Annotated in this window: 15 protein-coding genes; 3 read left to right on the top strand and 12 right to left on the bottom strand. The window is 40.0% G+C overall.

Translation table 11 applies throughout. The features are described 5' to 3' along the window. Window positions 1–10: 10 nt before the first annotated feature. The 12 genes from DR017_RS04090 to DR017_RS04035 all read right to left on the bottom strand — a co-directional run bounded on the left by DR017_RS04090 (window position 11) and on the right by DR017_RS04035 (window position 10,328). Window positions 11–382: a hypothetical protein gene (locus DR017_RS04090; RefSeq protein WP_002679959.1), complete on the bottom strand. Its 372-nt coding sequence runs from the start codon at window positions 380–382 to the stop codon at window positions 11–13. A gap of 6 nt (window positions 383–388) precedes the next feature. Then, window positions 389–718, bottom strand: coding sequence for a hypothetical protein (locus DR017_RS04085; protein ID WP_002679982.1), 330 nt, complete (start codon window positions 716–718; stop codon window positions 389–391). A 6-nt stretch (window positions 719–724) separates the two neighbouring features. Next, complete coding sequence (locus DR017_RS04080; protein ID WP_040361322.1) at window positions 725–1,207, bottom strand: SMI1/KNR4 family protein; 483 nt, start codon at window positions 1,205–1,207, stop codon at window positions 725–727. 7 nt (window positions 1,208–1,214) lie between these two features. Then, complete coding sequence (locus DR017_RS04075) at window positions 1,215–1,646, bottom strand: DUF2262 domain-containing protein (protein ID WP_002679829.1); 432 nt, start codon at window positions 1,644–1,646, stop codon at window positions 1,215–1,217. 188 nt (window positions 1,647–1,834) lie between these two features. After that, a complete protein-coding gene (gene rpoB / locus DR017_RS04070) occupies window positions 1,835–5,644 on the bottom strand; it encodes a DNA-directed RNA polymerase subunit beta (protein ID WP_002679974.1) in 3,810 nt (1,269 codons plus the stop codon). Between the two features lie 273 nt (window positions 5,645–5,917). Further along, window positions 5,918–6,298 (bottom strand): 50S ribosomal protein L7/L12, encoded by a 381-nt coding sequence (gene rplL, locus DR017_RS04065; protein ID WP_002680017.1) that lies wholly within the window; start codon window positions 6,296–6,298, stop codon window positions 5,918–5,920. A 53-nt stretch (window positions 6,299–6,351) separates the two neighbouring features. Next, window positions 6,352–6,867: a 50S ribosomal protein L10 gene (gene rplJ / locus DR017_RS04060; RefSeq protein ID WP_002679966.1), complete on the bottom strand. Its 516-nt coding sequence runs from the start codon at window positions 6,865–6,867 to the stop codon at window positions 6,352–6,354. A gap of 22 nt (window positions 6,868–6,889) precedes the next feature. Next, window positions 6,890–7,579, bottom strand: a complete 690-nt coding sequence (rplA, locus tag DR017_RS04055; protein WP_002679854.1) for a 50S ribosomal protein L1 — start codon at window positions 7,577–7,579, stop codon at window positions 6,890–6,892. A gap of 12 nt (window positions 7,580–7,591) precedes the next feature. Then, the gene (gene rplK, locus DR017_RS04050) at window positions 7,592–8,029 is read right to left on the bottom strand and encodes a 50S ribosomal protein L11 (RefSeq protein ID WP_002679988.1); all 438 of its coding nucleotides are present in this window, start codon (window positions 8,027–8,029) and stop codon (window positions 7,592–7,594) included. A gap of 47 nt (window positions 8,030–8,076) precedes the next feature. Then, a complete protein-coding gene (gene nusG / locus DR017_RS04045; protein ID WP_002679816.1) occupies window positions 8,077–8,628 on the bottom strand; it encodes a transcription termination/antitermination protein NusG in 552 nt (183 codons plus the stop codon). 11 nt (window positions 8,629–8,639) lie between these two features. Then, entirely contained in the window at window positions 8,640–8,831 is a 192-nt protein-coding gene (secE, locus tag DR017_RS04040) for a preprotein translocase subunit SecE (RefSeq protein ID WP_002679824.1), read from the bottom strand. Between the two features lie 108 nt (window positions 8,832–8,939). Then, window positions 8,940–10,328: a leucine-rich repeat domain-containing protein gene (locus tag DR017_RS04035; RefSeq protein ID WP_040361317.1), complete on the bottom strand. Its 1,389-nt coding sequence runs from the start codon at window positions 10,326–10,328 to the stop codon at window positions 8,940–8,942. A 309-nt stretch (window positions 10,329–10,637) separates the two neighbouring features. Between DR017_RS04035 and DR017_RS04030 the strand changes: the two genes are divergently transcribed. The 3 genes from DR017_RS04030 to pdxH all read left to right on the top strand — a co-directional run bounded on the left by DR017_RS04030 (window position 10,638) and on the right by pdxH (window position 14,047). Next, on the top strand, window positions 10,638–12,755 hold the full coding sequence (locus DR017_RS04030) for a peptidylprolyl isomerase (protein WP_002679836.1): 2,118 nt from the start codon (window positions 10,638–10,640) through the stop codon (window positions 12,753–12,755). A 154-nt stretch (window positions 12,756–12,909) separates the two neighbouring features. Then, on the top strand, window positions 12,910–13,266 hold the full coding sequence (locus DR017_RS04025) for a four helix bundle protein (protein WP_040361315.1): 357 nt from the start codon (window positions 12,910–12,912) through the stop codon (window positions 13,264–13,266). Window positions 13,267–13,405: 139 nt separating this feature from the next. After that, on the top strand, window positions 13,406–14,047 hold the full coding sequence (gene pdxH / locus DR017_RS04020; RefSeq protein WP_040362043.1) for a pyridoxamine 5'-phosphate oxidase: 642 nt from the start codon (window positions 13,406–13,408) through the stop codon (window positions 14,045–14,047). Window positions 14,048–14,097 lie beyond the last annotated feature (50 nt).

Here is a 14,097-nt window from a genome sequence, read left to right as displayed (position 1 = left end):
AACGGGTGTATTAACAACTAAAGTAGTGAAATACAAACTTAGGAAATTGGTCACTAAGGTTGTAATATCCTTTGATGATGGCAAAATATTCTTGATCATCCCATAAGTGGGCTTCTACTCCTACAGCGGTATCATCATTGTTGAAGTTATACACCTCTAAATTCACCCCTCCGCCTTCTTCTTTATCCATTTCTTCTATAGGAAAGAGGTGTAATACGCTTTTGTCTTCTACAAAGTCAAGCATTTCATAGATTTCTTCTAAAAATTCTCCTGAAATATCAAATTTTTCAGCTAATACTTGAGTATCTTCGGCTTTATAGGCTTCTAAAAAGTCCGCAAGAGTGTGATATATTTCTGTTTTAAGGGATTGTGTAATTTCCATATAGTGTTATTTAATCTTTGCTATGTCGTTTTTATAACTCGCTAAACTGATGTTTCCTTCTAAAACCAATTCGCAAAGGGCTGTTGGGTCATAATCTTTAAAAGAATGAAGGGTATAATGGCAATGCTTGTCATCGCGCTCTAAGTGAAGTACATAACCATCGGGTTCATCTTGAAAAACAACGGTTGCTTCTTTGTACTTTTCTAAGGTTGCTACCGAGCGTATCAAATCCTGCCTACTATCGTGCAAGTAAGAGGCTACAAAAGCTATTTCGGCAGTGCCATTGCTAATAGTTACCGTTGCCCAGCCGTGTTCTTTGGGAGTGTAATCAATCATTGCAAATTAATAAAGTTTCATTAGTAAATTGGCAAAAGAAGTAGCAATAGGGTTTGGCTCTACGTCCTGAATATTGTGATTGAAGAGATAGATTTGCTGGTCTTCTGCTAATAGAAGTGTATCGCCCGCAGGAGTGCGCGCAATCGGTATTCCTTGTTTCTGAAAGTCAGGATACAAGTCTATCAGCGAATGAAACTTATAAGCCGACCGAAAAGCCAAAAAGCGGTCTATTACCACCTTACTGCCTTTCACCCTGTTTTTAGAAGGAATGCCTCCATTGTGCTCCAACAGAAAACGAATATATTCCTCATCGATAGGCTGGCTCAGCTCTCTCTGAAAATCAGCAATTTCTGTTTCTTCCGCCTTGTCCGTTTCGTAGGCTTTGATGAGGTTTTTTAGGGTTTGTTTATCGGGCAAAATCTTATAAGCTCTGAGCTGTTCCACTTTCTCTGGACTCAAGCCATATTTCTCAAAAGTAAGGTTTTTCATAGATTTATTATCCACTAATCGTTTCTAAATGAAGTTGATAGTTATCATCGAGCCTGATATTCACCAGATGCCCCAAAAAGTAATCAGGGTCAGTATCCACATCAAAAGTGCAGACGAGGTCTTCACCTACTTCACAATACAAATCATAGAAATACACAGCTTCGCAAAATTGCTCTTCAGTAATTTCTTCTTCAAGGTCTTCTTGGGCTACTTCAAAAAGTTCTCTTACCTCTTCATTTTTGAGCAGAAACTGCAGAACAGCTTCCTTGTTGCCCTCCAACCATTGTACTTTGGTTGCTACTTGCCGAAATACTTCTTGCTTTTCTTCTTCTGTAAAGTGGCGTTTGGCATCAAAACAGACCACAACTTCAGCCTCTTCGTCACCCCAAAAGGTAAAGAGGGCTTGATACTCGGTTTGGTTTTCAGTAATAAAATTCATATTCAATAAATAAACTGATAATGAGAGCAAAGGTAAACATAATTAGCGAATTAACCAATATATTAAAAAAACTTTCCCTTTGCAAGAAACAAAAATTCCAAACTACTGAATATTCAATAGTTTGGAATTTTATTTCTAATGACTGACGAATCACTTATTATTTGTAATTCGTCAGTTGTAATTAATCATTATTCTTCAAGTCGAATATCTAATCCAAGACCTTTAAGCTCGTGCATCAATACGTTGAAAGATTCTGGCAAGCCTGGTTCTGGCATTGTCTCACCTTTTACAATCGCTTCGTAAGTTTTGGCACGACCTACTACATCATCGGATTTTACTGTTAAGATTTCGCGTAAGGTACTAGATGCTCCATAAGCCTCTAATGCCCATACCTCCATCTCTCCAAAACGCTGACCACCAAATTGGGCTTTACCTCCCAATGGTTGTTGTGTGATGAGTGAGTACGGACCGATAGAACGCGCGTGCATCTTATCGTCAATCATATGTCCGAGTTTGATCATATAAATAACCCCTACAGTGGCTTTTTGGTCGAAACGTTCGCCTGTACCACCATCGTATAGGTAAGTATGACCGAAACGCGGTACGCCTGCTTCATCGGTAAGCTCATTGATTTGCTCAAGCGATGCTCCATCGAAGATAGGAGTTGCAAACTTCTTACCGAGTTTTTGTCCTGCCCAACCCAATACAGTTTCGTATATCTGACCGATGTTCATACGTGAAGGTACCCCAAGTGGGTTCAACACGATATCTACCGGAGTTCCGTCTTCAAGGAATGGCATATCCTCATCGCGAACGATACGCGCTACGATACCCTTGTTACCGTGGCGACCTGCCATCTTATCCCCTACTTTTAACTTACGTTTCTTAGCCACGTAAATCTTAGCTAATTTGAGGATACCTGCAGGCAATTCGTCACCCACAGCGATAGTGAATTTATCACGGCGCAACATACCTTGCAAGTCGTTTTCGCGAATGCGGTAGTTGTGCAAGAGGTCGTCTATAAGTCCGTTGATATGTTTATCATCAGTCCAACCTGCAGAAGTAAGGTGAGCGTAATCTTCAATGCCTTCAAGTACTTTTTTGCTGTATTTCTTACCTTTAGGTACAATCTCTTCACCAAGGTCGTTCACTACGCCTTCTGAGGTTTTTTCGGCTACTAAGCTAAATAGTTTTTCTAACAATTTAGTACGAAGTGCCTCGAATTTAGCATTATAGTCGGCTTCTAATTGCGCTACATCTTCTTTATCTTTACTACGTTTGCGTTTATCTTTTACTGCGCGAGAGAACAATTTCTTGTCGATTACTACCCCGTAGAGTGAAGGAGAGGCTTTTAGAGAAGCATCTTTTACATCACCTGCTTTATCACCAAAGATAGCGCGGAGGAGTTTTTCTTCAGGAGTAGGATCAGATTCTCCTTTAGGAGTAATTTTACCTATAAGAATATCTCCAGGGCGTACTTCGGCACCAATGCGAATCATACCATTTTCATCCAAATCCTTAGTAGCATCTTCTGATACGTTAGGGATATCATTGGTAAGTTCTTCAGCTCCTAACTTAGTGTCGCGCACTTCAAGTGCATACTCATCAATATGGATAGAGGTGAAAATATCGTCGCGTACAGCGCGTTCTGAGATTACAATCGCATCCTCGAAGTTATACCCTTTCCAAGGCATAAACGCTACTTTCATATTGCGACCAAGTGCTAACTCTCCATTTTCGGTAGCATAACCTTCACAAAGCACTTGTCCTTTTTTCACACGTTCGCCTTTTTCTACAATTGGCTTAAGGTTGATACAAGTACCTTGGTTAGTTTTTTGGAATTTGATAAGGTTGTATACTGTTTCATCAGGGTCGAAACTCACGAGTTTTTCTTCATCAGTACGGTCGTAAGTAATGATGATTTTTTCAGCATCTACATAATCTACTACCCCATCGCGTTCAGCATTCATCAGCACACGAGCATCCGATGCTATACGGCGTTCCAAACCTGTACCTACAATAGGAGCTTCTGGTTTCAACAAAGGCACTGCTTGGCGCATCATATTTGAACCCATCAACGCACGGTTCGCGTCGTCGTGTTCCAAGAACGGAATAAGAGAAGCTGAAATAGAAGCGATTTGGTTAGGCGCCACGTCTATATATTGTACTTCGTTAGGTTCGATTACAGGGAAGTCACCATCTTCTTTTACAACCACTTTTTCCTCAATGATATTAGCTTTATCGTCTAATGCGATATTTGCCATACCAATTTTAAGTCCTTCTTCATCTTCAGCAGTAAGGTAAGTCATATCTTTAAGATCTACCTTTCCGTTAGTAACTTTGTGGTAAGGGGTCTCAATAAAGCCCATACCATTTACTTTAGAAAATACCGCTAATGATGAAATCAAACCTATGTTTGGTCCCTCAGGAGTTTCAATTGGACACAAGCGTCCGTAGTGAGTATAGTGTACGTCGCGCACCTCAAAACCTGCACGTTCACGTGATAAACCTCCAGGTCCTAAAGCTGATAAACGGCGTTTGTGAGTAATCTCGGCTAATGGGTTTGTTTGATCCATAAACTGAGATAATTGGTTTGTACCAAAGAACGAGTTGATTACAGACGAAAGAGTCTTAGCATTAATCAAATCAATAGGTGTAAATACCTCGTTATCACGTACGTTCATACGTTCGCGGATAGTGCGTGACATACGAGAAAGACCTACACCAAACTGAGCTGCCAACTGCTCTCCTACCGTGCGCACACGGCGGTTAGACAAGTGGTCGATATCATCTACCTCTGCTTTAGAGTTGATGAGCTCAATCAAATATTTTACGATGGTGATGATATCCTCTTTGGTAAGCACTTGCTTTTCCATAGGGGTATCTAACCCTAATTTTTTATTGATACGGTAACGACCTACATCCCCTAAGTTATAACGTTGGTCTGAGAAGAAGAGCTTGTCGATAATACCGCGAGCTGTTTCTTCATCGGGTGGTTCGGCGTTACGCAATTGTCGGTAAATATGTTCTACCGCTTCTTTTTCAGAGTTTGTAGGGTCTTTTTGTAAAGTATTGTGAATAATCGTATAATCAGTAGCTTGACTATCTTCTTTGTGGAGAAGAATAGTTTTTACATCGGCTTCTAAGATTTCTTGAGTGTTATCTTCGTCGAGTACTGTATCGCGGTCGAGGATAATTTCATTACGCTCAATAGATACTACTTCACCTGTATCTTCGTCTACGAAGTCCTCGTGCCAAGTGTTAAGTACACGAGCAGCCAAACGGCGACCAATGTATTTTTTAAGCCCTGTTTTAGAAACTTTGATTTCTTCGGCAAGGTCGAATATTTCTAATATATCTTTATCGCGTTCAAATCCAATTGCACGGAAGAGTGTAGTTACTGGCAATTTCTTTTTACGGTCGATATAAGCGTACATCACATTGTTGATGTCGGTAGCGAACTCAATCCACGAACCTTTGAAAGGGATGATACGTGCAGAGTAGAGTTTAGTACCATTAGCGTGAAATGACTGACCGAAGAATACCCCAGGAGAACGGTGTAATTGAGAAACCACCACGCGTTCAGCACCGTTGATAACGAAAGTTCCGCTGGAAGTCATATAAGGCACAGTTCCCAAGTATACATCTTGTACGATAGTTTCAAAATCTTCGTGCTCAGGGTCGGTGCAATAGAGCTTCAATCGGGCTTTCAGAGGCACGCTATAGGTAAGACCACGCTCAATACACTCTTGTATAGAGTAGCGAGGAGGGTCTACGAAATAGTCGAGAAACTCCAATACGAATTGGTTACGAGTATCGGATATAGGGAAGTTTTCCTTAAAGGTTTGGTATAATCCCTCGTGAACTCGGTCTTCCGACTTGGTTTCCATCTGAAAGAACTCTTGAAACGATTTGATTTGAATATCCAAAAAGTCAGGATATTCAGGAACGTGTTTCACAGAAGCAAAATTGACTCTTGCGGTTTGATTCGTAAGCATTTTCTTTACTTTAATATTATTGTTTAGTGTGTTAGTAGTAAGTTGTTAGTCAGTTAGCTTTTAACAGCAATTATTATTTTGAAGCTCAAACAAAGTTTGTAGTGGGAAAGACTATTGCAGACTTTGCTTAAAGTTGATGAGTTGTTTGTTTGAGGGTTGGCAAGATAAGTCTTACCATTATATTGTTGTTGTATTGTTGCTTTAAATTACAAAATGGTTTAGGTCTTTTTGCCATTGAAAAAGACCTAAACCTTATAGGGTTTATAAGTAAAATTATTTCAATTCTACTTCAGCACCAGCTTCTTCTAAAGATTTTTTAAGCCCTTCAGCTTCTTCTTTAGAAACACCTTCTTTCACTTTTGAAGGAGCGCCGTCTACTACTTCTTTAGCTTCTTTAAGTCCAAGACCTGTAAGATCTTTTACTAATTTAACAACCGCTAATTTGTTAGCACCTGCTGATTTCAAGAATACATCAAATTCTGTTTTTTCAGCGGCTGCTTCACCAGCACCACCTGCTGCTGGACCTGCTGCTACTGCTACTGCTGCTGCAGCTGGCTCGATGCCATACTCTTCTTTCAAGATTTGAGCAAGCTCGTTTACTTCTTTAACGGTTAAGTTTACTAATTGTTCTGCGAAATTTTTTAAATCTGCCATTTTTTCTATCGTTTTTGTTTAATTGTTTAAAAATAAATTCTGTGTGTTCTGTTTTACTTTTCAGATAAAGTTTTGATGATACCAGCCAATTTGCCGCCACCCGATTTGAGAGCTGAAACAACGTTTTTGGCAGGAGATTGGAGCAATCCGATGATATCGCCAATAACTTCGTTTTTAGATTTGAGAGCTGCTAATGCATCTAATTGGCTATCACCAATAAATACAGCTGCATCTACATAAGCTCCTTTCAAAATAGGTTTATCTGATTTTTTACGGAATTCTTTGATGAGTTTTGCAGGTACATTACCTACTTCAGCATACATCAAAGAAGTGTTGCCTTTGAGAATGCTTGGCAATTCGCCAAATTCTTTCTCTGAAGCCTCCATTGCTTTAGAAAGCAAGGTATTTTTCACAACTGCTAATTTGATATTCGCTTTGAAACAAGCACGACGTAAAGCCGTTGTTTCCTGAGCGTTCAAACCAGTTAAATCTGCTACATAAATAACGTTATTTTCAGCTAACTGTGCAGTTAAATTATCTATTACTAATGATTTTTCTTCTCTTGTCATAATTTCGGTTTTTAACTACAAATTAAACTGTTTTAGGATCTACAGCTACACTTGGGCTCATAGTAGATGAAAGATAAATAGATTTCATATATGTACCTTTAGCAGCGGTAGGTTTCATCTTTATTAATGTTTGGATCAACTCGTTAGCGTTGTCTACAATTTTATCGGCTGTGAATGATACTTTACCGATAGAAGCGTGTACGATACCTGTTTTATCTACACGGAAATCAATTTTACCAGATTTCACTTCTTGTACAGCTTTACCAATTTCCATAGTAACAGTACCGGTTTTAGGGTTTGGCATCAATCCGCGAGGGCCGAGCACACGTCCTAAAGGACCTAATTTACCCATTACAGCAGGCATAGTAACGATTACGTCTACATCAGTCCAGCCGTCTTTGATTTTTTGTAGATATTCATCAAGCCCTACATAGTCTGCTCCAGCAGCTTTAGCTTCAGCTTCTTTATCTGGAGTTACTAATGCGAGTACACGAACATCTTTACCAGTTCCGTGAGGAAGCGTAACTACACCGCGTACCATTTGGTTTGCTTTACGTGGGTCTACCCCTAAACGCACTGCAATATCTACAGAAGCATCAAATTTAGTGTAAGTGATTTCTTTCAATAATGCTGAAGCCTCTTTGAGTGAATATAGCTTGTTGCTATCAACTTTTGCAAGAGCTTCTTTGTGTTTCTTTGTTAATTTTGCCATATTGCTTTGCGATTAAAAAGGTTTTTCTCCAGTTACTGATATACCCATTGAACGTGCCGTACCAGCAACCATACTCATTGCAGACTCAATTGTAAATGCGTTCAAATCAGGCATTTTGTCTTCTGCAATTGCTTTCACTTGTTCCCAAGTGATACTTGCTACTTTCTTACGGTTTGGTTCTCCGGAACCTCCTTTAACCTTAGCGGCTTCCAACAGCTGAACAGCAGCAGGTGCAGTTTTGATAACAAAGTCGAAAGACTTGTCTTTATAAACGGTGATAACTACAGGAATTACTTTTCCTTGTTTGTCCTGCGTACGAGCGTTGAACTGCTTGCAGAACTCCATAATATTAACACCGGCAGCACCTAATGCGGGTCCAATTGGTGGCGAAGGATTCGCTTGACCTCCCCGAGCTTGTAGTTTAACTACTTTACTAATTTCTTTTGCCATTGTTTATAATTAATAATTTATTTAAAATGCCTCTTATGAGGACTTTGTTACAATTTTTCTACTTGAGTGTAGCTGAGTTCTAAAGGCGTTTTACGTCCGAAGATTTTCACCATCACTTCAAGTTTGCGTTTTTCTTCGTTCACACGTTCTATAGTACCATTAAAACCATTGAAAGGACCATCGATAAGTTTTACCATCTCGCCTACTTCAAACGGAATAGCTACTGTTTCTACTGTTTCAGCTAATTCATCTACCTGACCAAGCATACGGTTTACATCAGCTTTACGCAATGGCAGTGGATCACCTCCTTTGGTTTCACTCAAGAAGCCTACTACCCCTGGGATAGACTTAATGATATGCACTACCTCACCTGCTAAGTGAACTTTCACCATTACATAGCCAGGCATATGCACTCTATCTTTGGTGATTTTCTTGCCGTTACGCACTTGAACCACCTTTTCAGTAGGCACTAAAACTTCCTCTACATAGTCGGCATAACCTAAACGAGAAGTCTCGTTCTCTATGTAGTTCTTTATTTTGTTCTCCTGACCAGTAACGGTTTTAATTACATACCATTTTTTTTCTATTAATCCAGACATTGTTGCTGTTTTTATTTCAATTTCATAAATTCAAAATACTTACCTATAAGGTATTCAAATGAAGAATCCATTCCCCAAATTACTAAAGAAAATAGAATAGAAAATACCACTACTACCACCATTTCCTTCTGTGCATCTGAAATATTAGGCCACGTAACGTGGTTAGTTAGCTCTTCATAAGACTCTTTAACGTATTGAATCATAACTTATTAGTATTATTAATGAATAATATTACGCCTATTTATGTGCGCTTTTGGGTGGCAAAAGTACGGCGAAAATTTTAATCCGCCAAACTTTTTAGAATATTTTTTTTATTCCAAAGCACAATCTTTCCATCCTTCAGCTTGTTTGTAAAGCTCTAATGAGCGATAGGGCACTAACACTTTTCCTCTATATCCAAAACTGCGATTCACCACTGGTGGAGTAATTGCACGACAATGCAACTCAGAAAGTCCGCTATTTTCAAAAGCTGCTAAATCTATTTTTTCTACTGTATTAGGCAATTTCAATTCTTTTAAGTTAATGCATCCGTAAAACGATTGTACCCCTATAGAAGTAGTAAATTTAGAAAAGTTCACTTCGGCAAGGTTTGTGCAGTTGTAGAACACCTTAGCTGCGACATCTACCACGGCACGAGGTAGCTCTACAGTTTGCAGACTTGCACATTCGGCAAAAGCAAACACACCTATATATTTAACATTCTCAGGCAAATCAATATATTGCAAATTTCTACAACCATAGAAAGCACCATAGAAAATATCGGTAAGCGCCAAAGGCATTTGAACTGTGAGTAATGAAGTACAATTCCTGAATGCCTGCATATTGATTTTCTCTACTGTATCTGGAATCACTACTGAACTCAAACTCATACAATTTAAAAAGGTATCATTCAAAATATGGCGTAGACCATAAGGCAATTTGAGCGTTGCTAGAGCACTACAACTATGAAAGGCACTTGCTCCAATAAAAAACACACTATCAGGAATGTCTATTTTTTTGAGTGATTTGCAATACTCGAAAGCATCGTCGCCTATGCTTTCTAATTTTTCTGGCAATATTAATTCTGGCAACGATTCACAATATGCAAAAACACTACTCTTGATATGACGCAAACTCGGCGGCAAAGTTACTTGTGCAAGCGCTTTACACTGATAGAACAACTGCGATGGGAGAGTATTAAGTTCATTACTCAAAAAAACTACTTGCTTAAGCCCTGAGCAGTCTATAAAAGCACTATTACCAATAAGAGTAGTCGCTTCGGGTATTTCTACACGCTCTAAAGCGAAACAACCTCTAAAAGCCTCCTCCCCTATCGTCGCTACCGTATTAGGTAAGTTAATATCCTTCAGCTTAACGCAAAAAGCAAATGCTTGCACCCCAATAGCCGTCACCGAGTTAGGCAGCATCTCCACTTTAGTAAGATGATTACACCCCGCAAAAGCGCGATCCCCAATAGTGGTTACCCCACCCGAGATACTAATCCTTTGCAAGCGCGTACAACCTTTAAATGCCTCAGCTGCAATTGCTTTCACCGTATGAGGCAATGCTATATAGCCATCTGAAGGTATCTTAGCATCCTCACACTTGAGTAAAACCCCTTCTTTGATGAAAAGCGCTTCAACACCTTGCTGAGCCAACACTAATCGTACGCCGAAAAACAATACTATAAACAAGTATTTATAAAGAGCCGTAGTCTTCATATCTTTATATATCAAAGGGCAAAAGTACAAAATAATTACCAAATAGCAAAAAAAAGCACCTCATTCGAACACTCAATGAACACGTAACGAAGACACAACGAACCTCCTCCCTACTTGCAAAAAACTACACTAAAAAAATTATAAAATCCCCCCCTACCCCACTCAACAACAATTTCTTATCTCTTACTTCTTACCTCCTATCTTATAAAAAATCTTAAAAATATTTTTGCATTTCCACAAAAAGTATTACTTTTGCCGTTTGATTAATAACACCAAACAATTTTATACTTTTATAAACGAATATAAACAATGGCAGTACTCGAAAAGATTAGAAGTAAAACCGTATTCCTTATCGCGATTATAGGGCTCGCCCTCTTCGCTTTCATCATCTCCGATTTCATCGGTAAAGGGCGATTTAGCAACCACATGCCTAACGAAATAGGTACCGTAAACGGTGAAGATGTCTCTATTGATGCCTTCCGCGCTCAAGTCGAAAACGCTACTCGTCAAGCTAACGGACAAGTAAGCAGCATCGAAGCCGCTAAATACGTGTGGGAACAAAAAGTCCAAGAAATCCTTCTCAACCAACAAATCGAAAAACTCGGCCTTAGTGTCGAAAAAGACCAAATCTTGGCGATCCTCGCTAAAACCCCTCTAGCGCAAAACCCTCAATTCGTGAATGAACTCGGCGTGTTCGACCCCCATAAATTCACTTCCTACTTGGCTACCCTCAAAAGCACCAACCCCGAAGCCTATGCTCAGTGGAAAATACAAGAAGACGCTATCGTAGAGGGCGCTAAACAACAAATGTATTTCAGCCTCATCCGCGCTGGACTTGGCGTTACCAATGCCGAAGCCGAAATGGAATACCACCAAGAAAAAGACCTCGCCGATATCAACTATGTTGCCCTCCAATACAGCAGCATCGACGATAAAAATATTACCGTTACCGACGGCGAAATCCAAGACTACATCAAAAAACACGAAAAACAATTCAAACAAGAGGCTTACCGCAATATCCAGTACATCGTCGCTGCCGAAAAACCTTCAGCTAAAGATATGGAAGCTGAAAAACAAAGCTTGCTCAAACTCTTGCAACCCGAAGTCGTGTACAACAGCAAAACCAATAGCAACGACACCCTCCCTGGATTTGCTAAAACTAAGAATATCAAAGAGTTCGTCGATCGCAACTCTAATGTCCCTTACGATAGCACTTTCGTAAATAAAGACAATATCCGCTCTGCTTACGCCGATACCCTTTACGCTCTTCCCGTAGGTAAAGTATTTGGTCCTTACGAAGAAGACGGCAACATCAAACTCAGCCGTATGGTTGCCAAAGAGCCTGCTGGAGCCGTGAAAGCAAGCCACATCCTCATCGCCTACCAAGGAAGCCAAGCCGCTACTCCTAATACCACTCGTACTAAGGAAGAAGCTAAGGCTAAAGCCGAAGAACTTTTGGCAAAAGCCAAAACAGCAGGAACTGATTTCGCCGAACTCGCTCGCGAAAACTCTGAAGAACCTGGCGCTGCCTACAGCGGTGGAGACCTCGGATTCTTCGGAAAAGGCGCAATGGTAAAACCTTTCGAAGAATTCGCTTTCGCTAACCCCGTTGGCAACATAGGGCTTGTTGAAACCGACTTTGGGTTCCACGTTGTAAAAGTTACAGGCAAAGCCGAAGCCGTAAACATCGCCACTATCAGCCGTGCGGTAGAACCTTCTGAAGCCACTGTAAGCGAGATTTTCTCTAAAGTTTCTAACTTTGAAATGAAGGCTTCTCAAAATCCAAAAGAATTTGCAAGCATCGCCAAAAAATTCGGCCTTTCAGTACTCCGCGCCGATAACCTCCATAAAAACGACGACCAAATCATCGGATTAGGTAGCAACCGCGCCATCGTACAATGGTTGTTCAATAAGGACACCAAAGTAGGTGACATCAAGCGATTCAACGCCGGAAGCAACAACATCGTCGCTCAATTAGTAAAACAAGGTGAAGAAGGACTCAGCTCTGTACAAGATGCCGCTCCTATCGTGAAACCTATCCTCATCCGCGAAAAGAAAGCCGCTATTTTAAAAGAAAAAGCCAAAGGCAACAGCCTCCAAGCCATCGCTTCAGCTAACAAAACTGAAGTAAAAAGCGCTACAGGTCTCGTGATGAAAAACCCAACTATTATAGGTGAAGGTCGCGAACCCAAAGTCGTAGGAGCCGCCTTCGGACTCAAACAAGGTCAAATCTCTAAACCCATCGATGGTGAAAACGCTGTATATGTAATCCAACTCATCTCAGAGACTATAGCCCCTGCAATCACCGATTACAGAACTCAAGCTGAAACCGTTGAAAACCTTCGCACTGAACGCGCTGCTCAAAACATTCTCAAATCATTAGAGAACAGCGCTACTATCAAAGAAAACCTAAGTTCATTCTATTAATAAATAGGAAAAAAAATCAGAAAAATAGGAGTTAAAGAATCCCAACATTCTTTAACTCCTTTTATTTTGCCAATTAACATTTTATCCCTACCTTTGCCGCAAATAACCATTCACTATTCACTTTTAACTATTCACTTTTAACTATTCACTTACTATGGGTGTTTTATCTGAAAAAAGTTATCTTTTTGCGATCAGAATTGTAAAGTTATCAAAATTTTTACAAAACGAAAAAGAATACAATTTAAGCAAACAAGTATTGAGAAGTGGCACAGCTATTTGTGCTTTAGTAAAAGAATCAGAATATGCACAAACCACCCCCGATTTCATATCTAAGTTATATATAGCCTTAAAAGAAGCCAATGAAACAAACTATTGGGTATCCCTTTTGCACGACACCGATTATATAGAAGAGCGATTAAAAGTAAGTCTTGAAAGTGATTGTAATGAACTAATCGCAATGCTTATAGCCTCTATCAAAACAAAGAAAAAATCCCAACCCCCTAAAAAATAACTTTTCACTTTTCACTTTTCACTTTTCACTTTTCACTTTTCACTTTTCACTTTTCACTTTTCACTTTTCACTTTTCACTTTTCACTTTTCACTTTTCACTTTTCACTTTTCACTTTTCACTTTTCACTTTTCACTTAATATGGATTTAAGCAACTACCGAAAAACTTACGACAAACGCGTGCTTTTAGAAAGCGATGCTCCGGAAAACCCTATGCAACTCTTCCAAACTTGGTTTTACGAAGCCGATGAGAGCGACAGCGTAGACGAAGCCAATGCAATGTCCGTCAGCACCATAGGACTCGACGGATTCCCCAAAACCCGCGTGGTACTCCTCAAACAATACACTTACGAAGGTTTTATTTTCTACACCAATTACGAAAGCGAAAAAGGCAAAGCCATTCTTGCCAATCCTCATTTGTGTTTATCCTTTTTCTGGCCCTCTCTCGAACGACAAATTATCATCAAGGGAATAGCCGAAAAAGTCCCCGAAAACACCTCCGATGGCTATTTCGAATCCCGTCCTCTCGGCAGCAGGTTAGGAGCCATAGTTTCGCCGCAGAGTGAAGTCATCCCTTCAAGAGAATACCTCGAAGAGCGTTTACATCAATTAGAAAAAGAGTATGAAGGCAAAGAAGTACCCCGACCAGCCTATTGGGGAGGTTTTTTAGTACGCCCTCAGAGCATCGAGTTTTGGCAAGGACGCCCCAACCGCCTCCACGACCGTCTGCGCTACACCCTCACCAAAGACTACGACTGGAAACTAGAACGCTTAGCACCGTGATAATTAGCAAATTAGATAATTAGTAAATTATCAATTCCATTTCTTGCTTG

It is taken from the genome of Capnocytophaga sputigena, assembly GCF_900446695.1.
Taxonomy (GTDB): Bacteria; Bacteroidota; Bacteroidia; order Flavobacteriales; family Flavobacteriaceae; genus Capnocytophaga; species Capnocytophaga sputigena.
This window is presented reverse-complemented; position numbering and strand designations above follow the sequence as displayed.